At 43.4% G+C, this 18,562-nt stretch carries 18 protein-coding genes; 9 read left to right on the top strand and 9 right to left on the bottom strand.

Annotated elements, in window-relative coordinates; all coding sequences use genetic code 11:
* Window positions 1–3 precede the first annotated feature (3 nt).
* Entirely contained in the window at window positions 4–906 is a 903-nt protein-coding gene (locus tag ACA086_RS03305) for a histone deacetylase (RefSeq protein ID WP_371001917.1), read from the top strand.
* A 100-nt stretch (window positions 907–1,006) separates the two neighbouring features.
* A complete protein-coding gene (locus ACA086_RS03300) occupies window positions 1,007–1,525 on the top strand; it encodes a ferritin (RefSeq protein WP_369746753.1) in 519 nt (172 codons plus the stop codon).
* Window positions 1,526–1,786: 261 nt separating this feature from the next.
* Here the strand turns inward: ACA086_RS03300 and ACA086_RS03295 are convergent, their stop codons facing one another.
* The gene (locus ACA086_RS03295) at window positions 1,787–2,218 is read right to left on the bottom strand and encodes a hypothetical protein (protein ID WP_371001916.1); all 432 of its coding nucleotides are present in this window, start codon (window positions 2,216–2,218) and stop codon (window positions 1,787–1,789) included.
* A 118-nt stretch (window positions 2,219–2,336) separates the two neighbouring features.
* The gene (locus ACA086_RS03290; RefSeq protein WP_371001915.1) at window positions 2,337–2,672 is read right to left on the bottom strand and encodes a single-stranded DNA-binding protein; all 336 of its coding nucleotides are present in this window, start codon (window positions 2,670–2,672) and stop codon (window positions 2,337–2,339) included.
* Window positions 2,673–2,912: 240 nt separating this feature from the next.
* On the opposite strand from ACA086_RS03290, the gene ACA086_RS03285 reads away from it, so the two are divergent.
* The 3 genes from ACA086_RS03285 to ACA086_RS03275 all read left to right on the top strand — a co-directional run bounded on the left by ACA086_RS03285 (window position 2,913) and on the right by ACA086_RS03275 (window position 8,157).
* On the top strand, window positions 2,913–4,460 hold the full coding sequence (locus tag ACA086_RS03285; protein ID WP_371001914.1) for a M20/M25/M40 family metallo-hydrolase: 1,548 nt from the start codon (window positions 2,913–2,915) through the stop codon (window positions 4,458–4,460).
* Between the two features lie 119 nt (window positions 4,461–4,579).
* Window positions 4,580–7,729 (top strand): glycosyl hydrolase, encoded by a 3,150-nt coding sequence (locus ACA086_RS03280; RefSeq protein ID WP_371001913.1) that lies wholly within the window; start codon window positions 4,580–4,582, stop codon window positions 7,727–7,729.
* 77 nt (window positions 7,730–7,806) lie between these two features.
* Window positions 7,807–8,157: a DUF2116 family Zn-ribbon domain-containing protein gene (locus tag ACA086_RS03275; RefSeq protein ID WP_371001912.1), complete on the top strand. Its 351-nt coding sequence runs from the start codon at window positions 7,807–7,809 to the stop codon at window positions 8,155–8,157.
* Between the two features lie 45 nt (window positions 8,158–8,202).
* On the opposite strand, the gene ACA086_RS03270 is transcribed toward ACA086_RS03275, so the two are convergent.
* A complete protein-coding gene (locus ACA086_RS03270) occupies window positions 8,203–8,673 on the bottom strand; it encodes a CBS domain-containing protein (RefSeq protein ID WP_369746747.1) in 471 nt (156 codons plus the stop codon).
* Window positions 8,674–8,794: 121 nt separating this feature from the next.
* Here ACA086_RS03270 and ACA086_RS03265 point away from each other — a divergent pair, with 121 nt between their 5' ends.
* The 3 genes from ACA086_RS03265 (at window position 8,795) to ACA086_RS03255 (ending at window position 12,697) form a co-directional block, all read left to right on the top strand.
* Window positions 8,795–11,071: a M28 family peptidase gene (locus ACA086_RS03265; protein ID WP_371001911.1), complete on the top strand. Its 2,277-nt coding sequence runs from the start codon at window positions 8,795–8,797 to the stop codon at window positions 11,069–11,071.
* On the top strand, window positions 11,068–11,883 hold the full coding sequence (locus ACA086_RS03260; RefSeq protein WP_371001910.1) for an NAD(P)H-binding protein: 816 nt from the start codon (window positions 11,068–11,070) through the stop codon (window positions 11,881–11,883). Before ACA086_RS03265 ends, ACA086_RS03260 begins: the two co-directional genes overlap by 4 nt.
* A gap of 115 nt (window positions 11,884–11,998) precedes the next feature.
* Entirely contained in the window at window positions 11,999–12,697 is a 699-nt protein-coding gene (locus tag ACA086_RS03255; protein WP_371001909.1) for a hypothetical protein, read from the top strand.
* A 46-nt stretch (window positions 12,698–12,743) separates the two neighbouring features.
* Here ACA086_RS03255 and ACA086_RS03250 read toward each other — a convergent pair whose 3' ends face one another.
* Genes ACA086_RS03250 through ACA086_RS03240 form a run of 3 tightly spaced genes read right to left on the bottom strand, consistent with a single transcriptional unit; the run spans window position 12,744 to window position 15,374 of the window.
* The gene (locus ACA086_RS03250) at window positions 12,744–14,333 is read right to left on the bottom strand and encodes a trehalase family glycosidase (RefSeq protein ID WP_371001908.1); all 1,590 of its coding nucleotides are present in this window, start codon (window positions 14,331–14,333) and stop codon (window positions 12,744–12,746) included.
* Window positions 14,334–14,389: 56 nt separating this feature from the next.
* Window positions 14,390–14,887, bottom strand: a complete 498-nt coding sequence (locus tag ACA086_RS03245; RefSeq protein WP_371001907.1) for a nuclear transport factor 2 family protein — start codon at window positions 14,885–14,887, stop codon at window positions 14,390–14,392.
* Window positions 14,880–15,374, bottom strand: coding sequence for a hypothetical protein (locus ACA086_RS03240; RefSeq protein ID WP_371001906.1), 495 nt, complete (start codon window positions 15,372–15,374; stop codon window positions 14,880–14,882). The genes ACA086_RS03245 and ACA086_RS03240 overlap by 8 nt, the downstream gene beginning before the upstream one ends.
* 64 nt (window positions 15,375–15,438) lie before the next feature.
* On the opposite strand from ACA086_RS03240, the gene ACA086_RS03235 reads away from it, so the two are divergent.
* Window positions 15,439–16,386 carry an NAD-dependent epimerase/dehydratase family protein gene (locus ACA086_RS03235; protein WP_371001905.1) on the top strand — a complete coding sequence of 316 codons (948 nt, stop codon included), beginning with the start codon at window positions 15,439–15,441 and terminating at the stop codon, window positions 16,384–16,386.
* On the opposite strand, the gene rimK is transcribed toward ACA086_RS03235, so the two are convergent.
* The 3 genes from rimK to ACA086_RS03220 form a co-directional block, all read right to left on the bottom strand.
* The gene (gene rimK, locus ACA086_RS03230) at window positions 16,383–17,747 is read right to left on the bottom strand and encodes a 30S ribosomal protein S6--L-glutamate ligase (RefSeq protein WP_371001904.1); all 1,365 of its coding nucleotides are present in this window, start codon (window positions 17,745–17,747) and stop codon (window positions 16,383–16,385) included. The genes ACA086_RS03235 and rimK overlap by 4 nt on opposite strands.
* A gap of 64 nt (window positions 17,748–17,811) precedes the next feature.
* Window positions 17,812–18,228 (bottom strand): VOC family protein, encoded by a 417-nt coding sequence (locus ACA086_RS03225; protein ID WP_371001903.1) that lies wholly within the window; start codon window positions 18,226–18,228, stop codon window positions 17,812–17,814.
* A 27-nt stretch (window positions 18,229–18,255) separates the two neighbouring features.
* On the bottom strand, window positions 18,256–18,561 hold the full coding sequence (locus tag ACA086_RS03220; RefSeq protein WP_371001902.1) for a hypothetical protein: 306 nt from the start codon (window positions 18,559–18,561) through the stop codon (window positions 18,256–18,258).
* Window position 18,562 lies beyond the last annotated feature (1 nt).

The raw sequence follows: 18,562 nt of genomic DNA, 5'->3' as shown, positions 1-18,562 counted from the left end.
TCTGTGCTGAAAATCGCATTTCATCCTATTTACAGACATCCTCTTCCCGAAGGTCACCGGTTTCCCATGATCAAATACGATCTCCTCCCTCAGCAATTGATGTATGAAGGGACCTGTTCTGCCGGGAATTTCTTTGAACCTGAAATTCCCAATGACAAGTATATTCTTGCTGTACATGAGGCCGATTACTTTTACGATCTTCTCAATATGAAAATTTCTCCCAGGGAGGCAAGGAAAATTGGATTCCCTTTGAGTGAAGTGCTGGTTGAGAGGGAAAGGATCATTGCTGACGGGACGATAAAAGGCTGTGAATATGCCCTGGAATACGGAATTGCCATGAACATTGCCGGGGGTACTCACCATGCCTATACCGACAGAGGGGAAGCATTTTGCCTGCTAAATGATCAGGCCATCGGGGCACGGTACCTGCAGAAGGAATTGAAAATCGGAAAAATTTTGATTGTAGATCTCGATGTGCATCAGGGCAATGGGACAGCCCAGATTTTTCAACAAGACCCAGGCGTTTTTACCTTTTCCATGCACGGCAGTTCAAACTACCCCTTTAAGAAAGAAACCTCTGACCTTGATATTGCCCTGAAAAAGGGAACCTCAGATGAGGAATATCTCAAAGTCCTCAAAGATGTATTTCCAGAATTACTCCAAGAAGTAAAGCCTGAATTTATTTTTTACCTCTGTGGAGTAGATGTCCTGGCTACGGATAAACTGGGAACACTGGGTCTCAGTCCCACGGGTTGTAAGGAACGGGATGAGTATGTACTGAAAAAATGCAGGGACCTCGGAATTCCTTTGCAATGCAGCATGGGAGGGGGTTATTCCAAAGAAATCAAAGTCATTGTAGAAGCCCATGCTAATACTTTTCGGCTTGCTCAGGAACTTTATTTTTGAGGTATCCTAATTAGAAGATATGGTATTTCGCTGGCACTAATCTGATCAAAGTCATGTTTGGAATTCCGGGGAATGCTTATTTTTATGAAAAATGTAATCTATGTTAACCGACAAAATGGAAAAAGCCCTGAACGGACAGATCCGGGTAGAGGCTGAATCATCACAAGTATACCTTGCAATGGCCTCTTGGGCTGAAGTAAAAGGACTGGAAGGAATATCTTTATTCATGTACCGACATTCCGATGAAGAAAGAATGCATATGCTCAAACTGATCAAATACGTAAATGAACGGGGAGGACATGCGCATATTACCGACTTAAAAGCGCCTAAGAAAAATTTTGGCAGCTTTCAGAAAATGTTTCAGGAGCTCTATGAGCACGAAATTTTTGTTTCTCAGAGTATAAACGAACTGGTTCATGTGGCACTTGAGGAAAAAGATTATGCCACCCATAATTTTCTTCAATGGTATGTAGCTGAACAGATCGAGGAAGAAGCCCTTGCCAGGAATATCTTAGACAAGATTAATTTGATTGGCAATGACAAAGGTGGCCTGTATCTATTTGACAGGGATGTTCAGCAAATCACAGCTGATAGTGCTGCCGGTGACCCCGCCCAGTAATTTTTTTATTTATTTTTATTAATTCTAAATAAAAATAATTATTTTTGAGTTCTACATCTTATCCGCATGGGGAAAAAGAAAAAAGAAGCCAAAAAGAAGAAAAAGCAAATAAAAAAGTCGCGGGAGGCGGCAGTACATGCTTTATCTTGTGGAAATTGCAAATCGAAGTGCTGTAAGAAATACAAGAAGTGTGAATCGAAGCGTTGTAAGCGCTGTCCCTGTTTTGATCTACTTAAAAAAGTTGCTTAGTTCAGCACAAATCTATTTATTCTTTGAGGCAAGTGTGGGTGCTATTTTGGTATGTTTAGCAACATCACCATCCTCCAGGGAAGAACTCAATCCATGGATGTTATAAAATAAGGCTTTTTTGACATATCCCTTCCCGTGGTATTGTGCAATATCACATTCCTTCTGGTGTTCCTGATACGACTTTTTCTTAAAATATATATAGGTCTTATAGGCGCGATAGGAGTCTTTCTTTAAACGCATCTCAAAATTTAACTGGTCCCTCCAATAGTCGGCCTCATCGTCTTCCGTGCTGAATTCAAGTGTTGCCTCGAGCCGAGCATCCCTGTTCGCCATTTGTTTATAAAAATCCGAAAAAGCAAGATCCGTTCCGTCCTCCTGAGAATATCCCAAACAGGTCATCAGGACGAGTACGGCAGTCAGAGTTTTGCGGATGAGTATCATCATTCTGCTTTTTACCTTATTTGATAAAAGGGTTCGATTTTGTGTTTATAAAAGTTAACCAGAAACCTCGAACTGAAAAAGAAAAAGGGGCAAAATGCCCCCTTTATCGACTATGTGCAAATTACTGTCTTCCCAGCATCAGCAGCTCGTTACATTTGACCTCAGAGACATATCGCTTCTCCCCTTCTTTGGTTTCATAGGTCCTGTGAATCAGTTTTCCTTCTACGGCTACTTCACTGCCCTTAGACAGGAATTTCTCCACTACATCAGCTAATTTACCCCAGACAACAATATTGTGCCATTGGGTTTCCGTGATCTTTTCGCCTTGTGAATTTTTGTAGGATTCATTGGTGGCGATAGAAAATTTCGCCAGCTTGCTCCCACTGTCAAGATTTACAACTTCCGGGTCTTGTCCCAGATTCCCAATCAACTGTACTTTGTTTTTAAGTGCATTCATGATTACTAATTTTAAGGTTAAACAGTTAATACTTTCGGTTCTCATTCCGACACTGCAAACCTAGGACCCCTAAAACTCAGGAGTTGGTTGTTACTTATTTATTTTCGTTTGTAATCGTTTGTTGTCGTTTGCTACCATCTAAATAGCTCTTCTCTTCTTTGTCATTCTAATTGAGTTAAAACAGGACAGAGCACAATAATTCTTTTTATATTGGAGATTCAAATTAATCTTCAAATGACAATGAAAAAATATTTCCTTCTTTTCCTCCTATCGGCATTTACATCATCCTTACTGGCTCAAACCCCAAAAGAAATGGCAGCTGCCATCGAAAAGGAAGCCAATGAAAATTCACAACTCCCTCAACTGGCACATGAACTCATGGATGTGATAGGTCCTCGCCTGGTAGGTACACCTCAGATGAAAAGCGCTCATGACTGGGCCGTGAATACATTTTCAAAATGGGGAATTTCCGCAGAGAATGAATCCTGGGGTACATGGAGAGGATGGGAACGTGGAATTACCCATATCGACATGCTGTCACCAAGAGTTGTTTCCCTCAGTGGAAGACAACTAGCCTGGAGCCCGGGTACTTCTGCCAAAGGAATTGAAGCTAACCTTATTACAATACCCACCCTGGCTGATTCCCTGGCCTTTAACAATTGGGTTTCTGCTGTTAAAGGTAAGTTTGTTCTGGTATCCATGCCTCAACCTACCGGCAGGCCTGATTACAACTGGGAGGAATTCGCAACCCCCGAATCCTTCGAAAAGATGAAGTCGGATCGCAATGCACAACAGCAGGCCTGGCGTCAGAAAATCCGCAATACAGGATACACCAGCCGTACAATCAACCGGGCCCTGGAAGAGGCCGGAGCCGCAGGAATTATCCAATCGCGCTGGTCTTCCGGTTTTGGAGCGAACAAAATATTTAGTGCAAATACCAAGAAAATACCCGTTGTGGATCTTTCTCTGGAAGATTACGGCATGCTCTACCGCATGGTTGAAAATGGAGGTAATCCCCTCATCAAAGTAGTGGCCCAATCAAAAGAACTGGGCAGAGTCCCTACTTTTAATACCATCGCAACCATACCGGGCACAGAGTTTCCCGATGAATACATCGTACTTTCTGCTCACTTTGATTCCTGGGACGGAGGTACAGGTGCCACAGACAACGGAACAGGAACCATTACGATGATGGAAACCGCAAGGATCCTCAAAAAATTATATCCCAATCCTAAACGCACCATCATTGTGGGTTTATGGGGAAGTGAAGAACAAGGCCTGAACGGGTCAAGAGCCTTTGTGGAAGACCGTCCTGCGGTTGTAGAAGGGCTGCAGGCCCTTTTTAATCAGGACAATGGAACCGGAAGGGTAGTAAATCTTTCAGGGCAGGGCTTCCTGCATTCCTATGCCTACCTGGGCAAATGGATGGAGGCAGTTCCTGAAAGTATCACCAAACATATTGAAACGAATTTCCCCGGTAATCCCGGAAGAGGAGGATCAGATTACGCCTCCTTCGTGGCCAAAGGTGCACCGGCTTTCTCTTTGAGTTCACTAAGCTGGAGCTACTGGAATTATACCTGGCACACTAACCTCGATACCTATGACAAGATTGTCTTTGACGACGTTCGTAACAATGTGATCCTGACAGCCATCCTGACCTATATGGCCAGTGAAGACCCTGAAAAAACCTCAAGGGAGAAAGCAGTGCTTTCAATCAATCCAAGAACTGGGGAGAAAAGAGAATGGCCCTCCCCAAGATCTCCTAACAGAGAAGGTGGCATTGATTGATTATATATGACAATGACTACATAACCCTGATCATTCAAAAATCTCTTGCCAAATTTTAATCTGGTTCTATAAAAGATCTTGATACGGTCTAACAATAAATAAAACGCTAACCTAAGAATATGAAACTCACGAATATCTTACTCCTTGCTTTGCTGATCCTTCCCTTCTCCCTCGAGGCACAAAGAAGAAAATCGCGCAAATCACCCCCTCCAACCATTGTTCAAGATTCACTTTATCACGGACTTAAATGGCGAAACATAGGTCCTTTCAGGGGAGGTAGAAGTGTTGCGTCTTCCGGAGTTGTAGGTCAGCCCATGACCTATTATATGGGAAGTACCGGTGGAGGGGTATGGAAAACAACAGATGACGGGATTAGCTGGGCAAACATCTCAGATGGCTTCTTTAAAACGGGTACCGTTGGCGCCATCGCCGTATCAGAAAGCAACCCGAATCTCGTAATCGCCGGGATGGGGGAACATGCTGCCAGAGGGGTGATGACTTCGATGGGTGACGGCATTTACATCTCAACTGACGCCGGGAAGACCTGGAAACACAAGGGACTCGACTTTACACGTCATATCTCAGATGTGATCATCCACCCGACCAATCCTGACATTGTATTTGTAGCAGCCCAGGGAGCACAATACGGCCCCTCTGAAGATCGGGGGATATATCGCTCTGCAGACGGGGGAAACAGCTGGGAGAAAGTACTGTATCTCGATGAAACCACAGGGGCCTCATCTCTTTCTATGGATATGACAAATCCTCTTATTCTCTATGCCGCCATGTGGCAGCATCGTCGATATCCCTGGACCATGGAATCAGGCGGGGCTATGTCCGGACTTTTTAAATCCACAGATGGAGGTCTGAATTGGGAAAAGATGAAAACCGGTCTGCCAAAAGAATTCGGTAAGGCAGGTATCTCAGTCTCCAGAGCAAATCCCGACAGGGTCTTTGCGGTTATTGAAGCAGAAGATGATAAAGGCGGGGTCTATCGTTCTGATGATGCCGGAAAAAAATGGGTGCAGATCAATAAAGACAGAGTAAATATTGCAAGGTCCTGGTATTATATGGAAATCCTGGCTGACCCCCAGAATGAAAATATCGTTTATGTATTGAATGCTCCCGTAATGAAATCGATAGACGGAGGTAAAACTTTTTCCAATCTTTCTACCCCACATGGGGATAATCACCATTTGTGGATCCATCCCTATGACAATCAGAAGATGATCAATTCAAATGATGGAGGAGCCAATATTTCCAATAACGGAGGAAAGAGCTGGAGCTCTCAGGCCATACAACCCACAGCACAGTTCTACAGGGTGATCACAGACAATCAGGTCCCTTATCGAGTTTATGGAGGTCAGCAAGACAATTCGGCCATTTCCATCGCCAGCAGGACAGCTGATGGGGGAATCGACTGGAAAGACTGGTATTCCGTAGCAGGATGTGAAAGTGCATTCCTGGCATTTGATCCCGATTATCCTGAGGTTATCTACGGTGGATGCTATCAGGGTATTATTGAAAAATGGGTGAAAGCTTCACGCGAAGGGAAGGCCATCAAAGAATATCCGGAACTTGCCTTGGGCAATGTGCCGGCCGATTTCAAATACCGATATAATTGGAATGCCCCCATCATCAGCTCGCCACATAACAGAAAAACCATCTACCACGCTGGTAACGTAGTTTTTAGATCGACCGACGAAGGACATAGCTGGACAGTGGTAAGTCCGGACCTGACTAAAAACGAAAAGAACAAACAAGGTCCAGGGGGCGGACCCTATACCAATGAAGCAGCAGGAGGGGAAAATTACAACACCCTGATGTCGCTTGTAGAATCGCCCCACGAAGAAGGGGTACTCTGGGCAGGTTCAGACGATGGCCTTATTCACCTTACTCGTGATGGCGGACTAACCTGGCGCAATGCAACCCCCAGGGAAATAGGCGATGGTATTGTAAACAGTATTGAAGTATCTCCTCATGATCCGGCTACAGCCTATGCAGTAGTCATGCGATACAAAACCATGGACCTGAAACCTTATATATTTAAAACGTCAGACTATGGAGAAACATGGACAAAGATTGTTGAAGGTATTTCTGACCCTCATACTTTTGTTCGTGTGGTTCGCGAAGATCCTGTAAGACCCGGCTTGCTCTATGCCGGGACTGAAACCGGATTGTATGTTTCATTTAATGGTGGCCAGTACTGGCAACCCTTTCAGCTCAACCTCCCAGTAGTTCCCATTAATGATATGATCTTCCAGGACAACGACCTGGTCGTAGCCACAGCTGGCCGTTCCTTCTGGATTCTCGATGACCTGGGTGGCATTCAGGCAGGACCCGTACATCCATCGAGCTTAACCATAGTCAAACCAAAGGATGCTTATCTGTTTTTTGGAGGAAGTATAGACCGGCCTGTGCCGGGACTCGGACAGAATCCTAAGCAAGGAGTTACTTTTGACTACTTTCTCGCCGATAAGCCTGACAGTCTCCACCTGAAGCTGGAGGTAGTCAGAAATGGAAATACGATTCGTACCTATAGCAGTGAGAAAATTGAGGGCTTTAAAAGTTGGCCCGGTGGCCCTTCCAAGCCAGAGGTACTTCCCTCTAAAAAAGGCTATAACCGCTTTACCTGGGATTTCAGGAAGGATCCACTTCCGGCAGTGGATAAAGTATTTGTCTATGGAAATTATGCCGGTTCCAGAGTTGGTCCGGGAAATTATCAGCTCAGATTGTCCCATGGTGATGTCACTACAGAAACCACAGTAACGGTTCTTCCCCATCCGCATGTAAAAGCTACTATGGCAGATTACAGGGAACAGCAGCAAATACTTTCAACCATTGAATCTATGATCACAGATATTCACGATGCAGTAAATGAAATGCGATCTGTACGGAAACAGGTTAAAGCCTACAAGGAAACACTTAAGGGATATGAAATTGCTGAAGAATTGCTTACCCAGGGAGATAGCCTCATAAACAGGATAGACCAATGGGAAAAGAACCTTATTCAACCCAGACAGAAAACCTTCCAGGATGTAATTAATTACAACAACCAACTAAATGCCGAGTTAATGAATCTCAAAGATTATGTAGATGCTGCAGAACCAAAAGTGACCGAAGGGGCTAAAGAACGGCTTAGGGACCTGCAAAAACAATGGGCAGGATTTGAAGTGGAATGGGAGACTATTGTTCAGAAGGAAATGGAGTCCTTTAATCGTACTTATAAAGAACTGGATTTACCTGCACTGATCATGGAACGGGAATAATCGGTTTTGATTTCCCTGCTTGTCAACTTCTGTAAAATAAGCGATCTTTAAAGGAAACAAGTTAAGCTTTTGATCCTATGGAAAGGCAGTGTTTGGAATGTGGAGAGCCCATCAGAGGAAGGGTGGATAAGAAGTTTTGTTCGGATTATTGCAGGAATGCCTACAACAATAAACTCAACAAAGACAGTAAGAATCTCGTTCGCAATATTAACAACAGGCTGCGAAAAAATTATCGAATCCTAGATAGCTTTCCCCTAAAGGACGGCAAGACCAGGACGACAAAGACGCGATTGTTAGACAAGGGGTTCGACTTTGAATATATCACCAACCTTTACAACACTAAAAAAGGCACTACTTATTATTTTGTGTATGACTTAGGGTATTTGCCTTTGGATAACGATTACTATATGATCGTAAAACGAGAATAGCCCGTGACCATGGCCACAGGCTATTCTTTAAATTGTACTTTCTTTTTACTTGTAATTGTGACTGGTAAGTTTTAAGGCTGCAATCACAATGTCCTTTCGGCTGATCTGACCCACCAGGAGTCCGTCTTTCATCACCGGCAACCTTCGCCTGTTATTTTTATGAAATTCTCCTGCTGCATCAAAAATGCTCATGTCGTGCGGGATGGTCTGAACCTCTTTTGTCATAAAACGTTCAAGGTTCTTATCGAGGATAGGCTGATTAAAATACCTGCTTTCTGATATTTCCTTCATACAATCTGCCTCCGAAATTATACCTACCAGAAATCCATTATCATCCAGGACCGGACCACCGGAAATGCGGTTTTTGGCAAATGATTCCATGACTTCAAGAATGGACTGGTCCGGACTGAAGGTTATCAGCTTCTTAGTCATGTAGTCTTCAACCAAAATAGGGGCATCATATTCTTTTTTGGACACTTCTTTGGCTCTGCGGCCCATAAAACTTTTAATACCCATACCTGTTAGTTTTAAATTGGTTAGCCTTAAATATAAGAAATTTGGGTATATCTTCTAAAATTAGTCGACAAACAACAGTGACCAGTGATTATTTTTTATTTTTAAAGAAGAATAACAACACATGAAAAAAACCAGGCTCTGGATTACCCTTCCGCTACTCGTTCTTGCCGTGATTTGGAGTTTTAAAGCTCTGATGCCCTCTGATTCCAATACCAGTATAAATGAATTATACGGATTTTCTACAGACCGGGCTCTGAAACACGTGAAGGAAATATCGAGAAAACCACATGCCGTTGGATTTCCGGCGCATAAAGAGGTTAGAGAGTATATTGTTAGCGAATTGGAAGCGATGGGCCTTGAAGTTAGCTTGCAGCAAGGATATACTGCCGGCGATTGGGCCAATTACAGCAAAGCGATCAATATTGTAAGCAAAATTAAAGGTAGCGGAGATGGGAAAGCACTTTTGCTTCTTTCTCATTATGACAGCAACCCCCACTCCTCTCTGGGAGCCAGCGATGCCGGAAGCGGAGTTGCAACAATTCTAGAAGGAATTCGTGCCTTCCTTGAGAAGGAAATAACGCCAAAGAACGATATCATTATCCTGATTACCGATGCTGAAGAATTGGGACTCAATGGGGCCGACTTGTTTTCGAACAGGCATCCCTGGACCTCAGATGTTGGGCTCATCCTCAATTTTGAAGCCAGGGGAAGTGGTGGTCCCAGCTATATGTTTATGGAGACTAACAGGGGCAATGAAAAGTTGTTAAAAGAGTTTGTACAGGCGAATCCGGCTTTTCCCGTGACAAATTCGCTGGCCTACAGTATTTATAAACTGCTTCCCAATGATACTGACCTTACCGTGTTCCGCGAAGACCAGGATATTGAAGGTTTTAATTTTGCTTTTATCGATGACCATTACGATTATCACTCTGTGCGCGATTCTTATGAACGGCTTAATCGGAATTCTCTAACGCACCAGGGTAGTTACCTGATGCCCCTGCTTCTTCATTTTAGTGAAACTGATCTTGGGCAACTGAAAAGCCTGAATGATGAGGTATATTTTAACATTCCTGTATTTGAATTGGTTAATTATCCTTTCGACTGGATTTGGCCTATGTGGTTTCTTGCTGTGGGGGTCTTCCTGGTCTTATTATTCTTCGGTCTTAAGAATAAAACACTTAGTTCAAAGGGGATTCTAAAGGGTTTTATCCCTGTTCTGGCTTCGCTTCTGATCAATGGTTCCATAGGATATTATATCTGGGGCCTGCTTACTGCTGTATATCCAGAATACAAAGACATCTTGCACGGATTTCCCTATAACGGCCACACTTATATCCTGGCATTTGTATTTCTCTCTCTCGCGGTCTGTTTCTGGATGTATCGTCTGGTAAAATCGATTACAGTAGCCGATCTGCTAATAGCTCCTGCACTTATCTGGCTGCTTATTTGCTGGGCAGTAGCGCAGTACCTTCCCGGGGCAAGCTTTTTTGTCATCCCCCTGTACGCCCTTCTGGCATCCCTGTTAGTTACCCTCTACCAAAAGGAACCCGATCCCTTGCTGATGTGGTTTCTGACCCTCCCGGCCGTTTTTATCTACGCACCCTTTATTGCAATGTTCCCTGTAGCTTTAGGCCTTAAAATGCTGGTTACAGCCACTGCATTTACAACGCTTGGATTTTGGCTTTTAGCTCCCTTAACTGCCCGTTATACCGGCAAGAAATTGCTGGGAACACTCAGTTTCCTTGGCGGCCTTATTGCCCTGATTATTGCTCATTTCCAATCGGATTTTACCCCTGAAAAGGCCAAACCCACCAGTCTGGTCTATATTCTTGATACAGACGAAAAAGAAGCCAGATGGGGCACCTATGAACACGAGCTTTCTAAATGGACCTCAGCAACCCTGGGAAAAGAGAAGGTTAGGCCAGATAAAATGAATAATGTTATTTATAGCAAATACGGCTCAAGAATTACCTATTCCTCAAAAGCCCCACTCAAATCAATCCCAGGACCGGTAGTCACCATTGAAAACGACACCACTCTGGATCAGAAACGCATTCTTGAAATAGGCATTTTTCCTCAGCGGACGGTAAACAGACTTGATGTATACACAGATACTACACCGGTAAGCGAAGCCAGTGTGAATGGGATCGAACTCTCCGAGTTCTATTTGAAACAGCGGGGTACACGCTTATTTACGCATTATATCAGCGATAACGATTCTACCATGTTAAAGTTGAGTATCCCTGCAGGTGCTGAATTGAAACTGACTTTATACGAAGCTTCGAATGATCTTTTAGAGCATCCTCTTATGGAAATCCCTCCCAGACCGGAAGACAATATTCCAATGCCTTTTGTTTTGAATGATGCTATAATTACAAAAAAAACAATCCGTCATTGAAACCTAACATCGGCATACTGGGATGTGGCTGGCTGGGTTTCGCCCTGGCCAAAAAAATGATTTCACTCAAGTATACCGTTTCAGGAACTACTACAACTAAAGCGAACCTGGAGATTTTAAAGCAGGAAGGGATTAACCCATTCTACGTTGAATTGTTCAAAGAGGGAGCCAGGGGGCATCTAATCGACTTCCTGAAAGAAGTGGACGTACTGGTAATAAACATCCCTCCAAAAAGAGAGGGAGATTCCACTGACTACCTAGCTAAAATTGAACAGTTATACGAGGCATGCAGGATTATGCATATTGATAAGGTTATTTTTGTGAGTAGTACTTCGGTTTACGGAAAACTGCAGGGAGAAGTTACAGAAAAAACCAAGCCCGCACCTGTTACGGCATCTGCCAAAGCCGTACTCAAAGCCGAGAACCTTTTTGTAAAGGATTCTTCTATGGATTCTACTATAGTGAGATTTGGAGGACTGATCGGGAGTGACCGGCATCCGGTTACCTATTTATCAGGGCAGCAAAATCTAACGAACGGAGATGATTTCATTAACCTGATCCACCTGGATGATTGTCTCGATATTTTAACCAGCATAATTTCCGAAGCCTGGTGGAATACTCTTATCAATGGTGTTTATCCCTTACATCCTACTAAAAGAGAATATTACTGTGAGCAAGCCCGTAAACGAGGTCTGGCGGAACCTACTTATAAAAAGGGATATGCAGGAAAATCGGGGAAGGTAGTCAAAGCCAGAACCCTTGAATCTCTGGGATTCGAATTTAAAAAACCGATAGATACCTCCGGCGTATAAATTCATCAGTTCCATAAATTACATTCAGCTATTCTCCTAATGATATCATTTCCAGTCATTTCATAGGGGAAGCCAAAAATTAATATTAATTTTGCCGCACTAAAATGTGTAGAAAATGAGAATACGTATAGTTATCCTTTTATTGATCTCAGCCTCCTATTCCTTTGGACAGAGTTCAACCGACCTGAAATCGCACTACGAAGCCTTTTATACCCAGATGAAAAAACAGGGGGATGTCAATGGCGTAATTAATGCTTTAACGCATCTCAATGTAATATCTCCCTCTAAGGAAAGAAGAGATACCCTGGGGTATGTTTACGCAAACAACAATCAGCATATACAGGCCCTTAATACTATTGGTATAGAAAAAAACGAAGCTGATTCTGATCTGGCTGTACAGGTAAAAGCCATCAGCCTTAAAGCGATCAATCAGCCTAAAAGGGCGTTGGAGCAATTTGAAATACTGAATCAAAGATCTCCAAATGCCTACCTCGCATATGAAATTGCTGATTTAAAAATCCAGACCGGCGACAATGATGGCGCAATGGCGAATATTGAATATGCTCTGGCGAATGTTCAGGAGGAAATGACCTATGCTTTCTACGAAAGACAGCAACCCTATGAAGTTTCCCTGAAAGCTGCTTTATTGCATTTAAAGGGGCTGGTCCAATACAATACAGATCACGCCAATATTGAAGCCGCTATTAGCACCATAGACGAAGCACTTGCTCTTGAACCTAATTTTAATCTCGCCAGCCTGAGTAAACAAGCGTTGGAATCGAGAAAGGGAAAACCGGAGGAAGAAAAAAACTAAAAAAAAGGAGGCCTGAGGCCTCCTTTTTTATTTATGTCAATAATTTTTATTCTCCCGGATCCATCTCATCCAGTAAAGCTTTGAAACTTAGCGCCACCCCATTGGTCCATCCAAATCCATCCTGGGTTTCATATTCCCCTCCCCCAGACGGCAGGCTGATGTCTTCAACATTGTATTTTTCCATCATCTTCCCGGTGTCTTCATAGACTCGTTCGTTTAAAGCCAGCCAGCGTTGCATTATAGTCTTGGCCTCGTCTACGTAGCCGTAGTTGAGCAGTCCTTCAACAGCTATATATTGCAATGGCGCCCATCCGTTAGGGGCATCCCATTGCTGCCCTGAATTTTCCAAAGTGGTTACAAGTCCTCCATCCTTCAGGAAATCCGACATCAGTTTATCTCTAACTCCTCTGGCCTGTTCCGTTGTTGCCAGTTCAAAAAATAAAGGGAAAGCACCAGCCAGAGTTGCCGTTCTGCCAAAGTCTTTCTGAGTGAAGTTATAATCATAAAAATAACCCTCTTCCTCATTCCAGAACAAATCCTGTATAGCAGCTTTCCGCTCATTGGCCTTCGACAGAAACAAAGCCTCGTTCTCCCCGTCATTATCCAGGGCATATCCTTTAGCAATACTTATCTCCATAAAATACATGAGGCAATTGAGATCTACGGCCAGGAGATCAGCCGTTTTTGTGGTGCCGAATTCTCCCTCTGTCGTATACCATCTGCTGCTGAAGTCCCAGCCAGAAGCAGCTCCGGATCTGAGTTGTGTATAGAGTTTTTCCTTCTCAGATTTAGAAGGAAGATCGCTTGCCAGGTGTGCGTCTTCCTTGTAGGCCTCCGGTCTGGGTGTGATCCCACTGTCCCAATACCTGTTTAAGAACTTCCCTTGTTCTATTTGGACAACATATTTTTCCGCACTAAAAGGTTGCTTGATTTCGTCCAACCCTGCCATCCAGAAGTTATATTCTTTTAAAATAAACGGATAATAGTCGGGAAACAAACCTTTGGTATCACGCGTAACGGCATCTACCATAAGGGCATAAAATGGGGGTTGTGAGCGTGTCAGGTAATAATTACGTGTGCCATTGGGGATAAAACCGAGGGAGTCGATCAGAAAACTAAAATTATCCACCATGCTTTTCGCCAGTGCCTCCTGCTTGTCTACCATAAGCCCTTCAATGGTAAAGTAACTGTCCCAGTAATAAATTTCCCTGAAACGGCCTCCGGGAACTACGTATTGGTGAGGTAGCGCAATCCTGGAAGAAAATTCCATCGGTGTATCCGGACCCCGGGTTAGTTTCCCCCACATACTGCTGATGTGCTCATACATATTCTTGGTTGTATCGGTCACAATATTCTGACCGGAAACAAAAGGGTCACTAAAATGGGCATCTACAAAAGCCTTCAGGTCAAAATCAGGCTTTTCTTTCTCCTCATTATACAACTGAATCAATTCTCCGTGAGAACGGTCTGGCACCATGTCTACAAAGGTTTTAGAATCTTTATAAATGGCCGCAAGCTGCACATCCCTGAATAATTCCGTTTGGTAAAAATCAGCCCCTGTTATCGTTTTAGGCTGTTCCCTGCATCCTGCGAGCAGGAGAAAAGAAATAAATATCAAAGTGATATACCGATTCATGATTTTCAGGATTTAAATTTTATTAATTAGGTCGATACGATTTTCGTCCTTCCATTTTATTGTTTCAAAAGGCTATTGCTGAAGACACTGTCTTTTTCCTTTTTCAGTTCTATGACAGGCTCGATCTCATCGTTAGGAATGGTAAGGGAAAGGACATAATGGGCTATTTTCCACTCTCCATTTTCCTTTTTTAACACTCCCGAACCCCTGCAAAGCTGCATCCAGGTATTGAGTAATTCGTCAAACCAGGCCAGGCTTCCACTAGGGTCTATGTATAAATTTCGGTCAATTGAAGTGAAATTCCAGGCTTTGCCCTGTTCAAAATAAGGCTTGGAAAAGGCCATAAACTCAGGTTTATTCCAAACCTCGGCTGCATCTGTCCCAATAAATACAGCATCCTTTGTCATCAGATTGAAATAGGCATTAAAATCGGCCTCAGCGGCCGCCTTATGCCAGTTATCCAGAGTAGTGTTGATCAGTTCGGTATCCGAAGTCTGAGCCTGTAATTGGCTTAGCATAGAAATGCTTAACAGCAGAAATAAAATTTTATTCATCTATAAGTAATTCAGTGTCAAGGGTATTATTTACAATAACATTGAGCTGGGTTCTAAGAGCATTATAAGCGTCGGTCATCTCAATCGCCGGAGCGGTGGCATCAATACGGTATTCTGCTGCGGCCCTGGTCTTGAAAATAAAGGTTTTCATCACTTTTTGCCTGCTTTTCACTTGTGGAATGTCGAATTCCACCGGATAAGGCCCTTCTTCCAGCCGTTTCTGCTTTTCTACCAGATCTTCGAGGACCAGGATCAGGTCCTCTTCGTTGGCAACCGTCGACAGAGCATTAAATCCGGTTTCCAACTCATTGAATTCTCTCCAGTCCTTCACAATATTTGCTGCCTTTGAGTTTAAGGCAACCCTGCCGGGCATAGAATCAAGCGAAAAGAACTGTACTTCTTCCTTAGTGGATTCTCCTTCTTTTCCAGACTCCTGACAAGCCTGTAGAAGCAGGAATAAAGAAAGGATAGACATTATTTTTTTCATAGAACGAATGTACAAATTTTAATAAAAGCTATCTTTGAAAGGAACTCCGTTAATTATACACTTCTTGCAACAATCCATACTCATTTTAGGGGCCTGTGGCCAAATCGGAACAGAACTTACGCTTGCATTACGCGAGCGATATGGTAATGAAAACGTCATTGCGAGCGATATAAGGGAAGGTTCTGATTCGCTGATGAATTCAGGACCCTTTGAGATACTGGATGCCACGAGTTATGATGCCGTTGAGGAAATTGTCATGCTTTATGAAGTATCTGAGGTTTACCTGATGGCGGCTATGCTGAGCGCTACGGCTGAGAAATTTCCGGAACGGGCCTGGAATCTCAATATGAATTCCCTTTTTAATGTCCTCAACCTCGCCAAAGAAAATAAGATCGAAAAGATCTTCTGGCCTTCCAGTATTGCGGTCTTTGGAAAGAACACACCCAAAGAAAATACACCTCAGCACACCCTGATGGAACCCAGTACGGTATACGGAATCAGCAAACAGACAGGAGAACGCTGGTGTGCCTACTACTACTCAAAATACGGTGTGGATGTGCGCAGCGTGCGCTATCCTGGACTCATCAGCTGGAAAACACAGCCAGGAGGTGGCACTACCGATTATGCCGTGGAGATCTACCTTCAGGCATTGGAGGAAGGCACATACAATTGTTTTTTAAAAGAGGACACTGCCCTGCCGATGATGTTTATGGACGATGCGATCAGGGCTGCCATAGAACTAATGGAGAGTGAAGGGGAAAAATTAAGTATCCGCTCCTCCTACAACCTCGGAGCAATGAGTTTTACCCCCGGGGAAATTGCCTGGAGCATTAAAAACCACCTTCCCGAATTCAGTATTTCCTATGAACCTGATTTCAGACAGGCCATCGCCGATTCCTGGCCCAGCAGTATAGACGATTCACAAGCCAGGCAAGACTGGGGTTGGCAACCTGAATTCGACCTTGAAAAAACTACAGCCGAAATGCTTAAGCAACTAAGGACTCTGAATTAGTGTTGAAACTTTAATTTTTTCTCGATTGCCACTATCATGGAGTTCGCAATGTCCTTTCCGGTTGCATTTTCTATGCCCTCCAGGCCCGGGGAAGAATTCACTTCAAGTAATAGCGGACCTTTGTTAGAACGGATGATGTCTACTCCGGCCACGGAAAGATTCAGGATTTTTGCTGCCTTGATGGCCAGTTTACGCTCTTCAGCAGTGATCTTGATCCTGGAAGCCCTGCCCCCCTGGTGAAGGTTGGCCCTGAATTCACCCTTCTCGGCCTGCCGCTGCATAGAAGCTACCACCTTCCCATTTACGACAAAGCACCTGATATCCTGCCCGTTGGCTTCCTTGATGAATTCCTGTACCAGGATGTTGGTTTGGACACTTTTAAATGCATTAATTACACTTTCCGCAGCCTTGTTGGTTTCGGCCAGCACTACCCCCTTTCCCTGAGTACTCTCAAGAAGTTTAATGATGAGGGGGGCACCGTTTACCATCTTGATCAGGTCTTTTGTATCCATAGGAGATTTTGCAAAACCCGTAATAGGAATATGAAGGTCATTCTTGGCAAATAATTGAGAGGCAAATAACTTATCCCGGGATTGGCTGATGGCTTCTGCCGAGTTCAGGCAGTATACCCCCAGGTAGTCAAATTGTCTGATTAGAGCACAGCCGTAAAAAGTGACTGCAGGTTTAATCCTTGGAATCACAGCATCGAACTCCTTCAAAATATTACCTCCCCGATATCGGATTTCCGGCGAGCGGGCATCCAGTTTCATATAGGCAAGTTCTACATTGAGGAAAACAATTTCATGGCCTCTTGCTTCAGCAGCTTCTACCAGGCGTTTATTACTGTACAAATTCGGATTGCTGGCCAACAAGGCTATTTTTAAGCCGGTCTTTTCTTTTAGATAGGGAGCATATGAAGCTGATATGCTGTCCTCTGTAAAGGTTTGAAGCATATATGATTTGGCGGGGTTTACCATATATCTCCCATTTAGAGCTTCCCTTCCTAACAGCATTCTGAATTCCATGGTATCCCGGTTCGCCAGTGTAAGTTCTATCTCGAATGTGTCTTCCCCCATTGTCATCGGGGTCCTGATCACAAATCGCTCTTCTGAGATACCGCTTGAACTTTTTACAATACGACGATCTACAAGCCTTGCCTCGCAATCTACAGTAATACTCCTGTTATCCTGAATGGGGTTCACCTCAAACTTCACCCAATCCTCTTTCTTTTTTCGGAAAACAGAAATATTGGTAGCCTGTATAGATGAAGTTTTGGCCCCTGAATCCACCCGGGCCTTTATTGCAGGAATTCCGAGTTCTTTAAAAACACACCATTCTTCACTACCTATGATTTTTAACATGGGGATTAGTTTCCTTAAAAATTAATTTGAATTTGTTTCAAATGCTTTAGTGTAACCTGAACCTTCAGGAGGCAAACACTTCTTTAGGTTCCTTAAAACATTTAAATTCCACCACATAACCATTGGGATCTTCAATAAAGAAGGAAGTATGCTCTCCCTTTTTACTCTTAAGAAAAGTGATGGGCTCGGAATCTTTCTCCAGAATTTCTGATATTTTCTGGTGAATTTCATTCCATTTTTTCTCATTGAGGATGACCCCAAAATGGAAAGAAGGAAGAATATTGTCGCCAAATTTATAGGACTTGTAGTTAAATGAAAATTCTCCTGATTTGGTAAAGGTGATCTGATTGCCGTAGAGATTGATGTCTGCCCATTGTGTAGAGTGTCTTCCCAGCTCTGCCCCAAGGATTTCGATATAGAATTTCCTGGTTTTGGTAACGCTGTAACAAGGTAAGGCGAGGTGAAAAGCGCTGTTTGTCATATATCAATCCGTTGTTATAATACGAAATTAGTCTTCAGGATCATCTTCCTCAACCTCCACATCTGGAATTGCTTCCGGATCATCATCATCAAAATCTTCATAGTCGTCTTCATCGTAATTTGCCATAGTCACTTCCAGTTTCGCACTGATCTTTACCAGGTATTTAGTATCGTCAGTGGTTACCTCCACAGCTTCAATCCTTTCTCCACTGGCATTTTTAAAAGTGATAATATGTGCATCATCATAGCCGTCTGGGTATCTTTCAACCAATAGTTTTAGAACCTCGGGAGTAAGCTTTTTAAAATCTACTATGACTCTCTTTAAATTATCCATA

It is taken from the genome of Muriicola sp. E247, assembly GCF_041358175.1.
In the GTDB taxonomy this organism is placed as follows: domain Bacteria; phylum Bacteroidota; class Bacteroidia; order Flavobacteriales; family Flavobacteriaceae; genus Muriicola.
This window is presented reverse-complemented; position numbering and strand designations above follow the sequence as displayed.

Coding starts and splice junctions, on each gene's coding strand:
- ACA086_RS03300 (WP_369746753.1), top strand. CDS start 1,007: ATGTTAACCGACAAAATGGAAAAAGCCCTGAACGGACAGATCCGGGTA.
- ACA086_RS03295 (WP_371001916.1), bottom strand. CDS start 2,218: ATGATGATACTCATCCGCAAAACTCTGACTGCCGTACTCGTCCTGATG.
- ACA086_RS03290 (WP_371001915.1), bottom strand. CDS start 2,672: ATGAATGCACTTAAAAACAAAGTACAGTTGATTGGGAATCTGGGACAA.
- ACA086_RS03285 (WP_371001914.1), top strand. CDS start 2,913: ATGAAAAAATATTTCCTTCTTTTCCTCCTATCGGCATTTACATCATCC.
- ACA086_RS03280 (WP_371001913.1), top strand. CDS start 4,580: ATGAAACTCACGAATATCTTACTCCTTGCTTTGCTGATCCTTCCCTTC.
- ACA086_RS03275 (WP_371001912.1), top strand. CDS start 7,807: ATGGAAAGGCAGTGTTTGGAATGTGGAGAGCCCATCAGAGGAAGGGTG.
- ACA086_RS03270 (WP_369746747.1), bottom strand. CDS start 8,673: ATGGGTATTAAAAGTTTTATGGGCCGCAGAGCCAAAGAAGTGTCCAAA.
- ACA086_RS03265 (WP_371001911.1), top strand. CDS start 8,795: ATGAAAAAAACCAGGCTCTGGATTACCCTTCCGCTACTCGTTCTTGCC.
- ACA086_RS03255 (WP_371001909.1), top strand. CDS start 11,999: ATGAGAATACGTATAGTTATCCTTTTATTGATCTCAGCCTCCTATTCC.
- ACA086_RS03250 (WP_371001908.1), bottom strand. CDS start 14,333: ATGAATCGGTATATCACTTTGATATTTATTTCTTTTCTCCTGCTCGCA.
- ACA086_RS03245 (WP_371001907.1), bottom strand. CDS start 14,887: ATGAATAAAATTTTATTTCTGCTGTTAAGCATTTCTATGCTAAGCCAA.
- ACA086_RS03240 (WP_371001906.1), bottom strand. CDS start 15,374: ATGAAAAAAATAATGTCTATCCTTTCTTTATTCCTGCTTCTACAGGCT.
- rimK (WP_371001904.1), bottom strand. CDS start 17,747: ATGTTAAAAATCATAGGTAGTGAAGAATGGTGTGTTTTTAAAGAACTC.
- ACA086_RS03225 (WP_371001903.1), bottom strand. CDS start 18,228: ATGACAAACAGCGCTTTTCACCTCGCCTTACCTTGTTACAGCGTTACC.
- ACA086_RS03220 (WP_371001902.1), bottom strand. CDS start 18,561: ATGGATAATTTAAAGAGAGTCATAGTAGATTTTAAAAAGCTTACTCCC.